The organism is Monashia sp. HAY1-5C (genome assembly GCF_056755255.1).
Genome location: NZ_JBPGXG010000425.1, coordinates 1 through 264, shown reverse-complemented (window position 1 = coordinate 264; position 264 = coordinate 1). Strand labels below are relative to the sequence as shown.

The window sequence follows — 264 nt, the reverse complement described above, 5'->3', positions numbered from 1 at the left end:
GTCCTGGACCAGGATGAGGTCCTCGGGGTCGGCATCAGGAAGCAGCTGGCTGAGGGCGAAGTTCAAGGCCCCGGCCTTCTTGTCCTTGTTTCCCACGGTACGGATGACCTCGGCTCCCTGCGCCAGTGCGAGCTCTTCGGTGTCGTCCGTGCAGTTGTCGGCCACCACGATCACGCGGTCCGGGCGATGGGTCTGGTTGTTCAGAGAGACGAGGGTTTCGGTGATGCCGGCGGATTCGTTGTGGGCCGGGACCAACACGGTGAC

1 protein-coding gene is annotated in these 264 nt (G+C 64.0%); it reads right to left on the bottom strand.

The window, feature by feature from the left end:
- A partial coding sequence (locus ACR9ZK_RS22305) for a glycosyltransferase (protein WP_481344120.1) occupies positions 1–264 on the bottom strand: 264 nt, incomplete at both ends.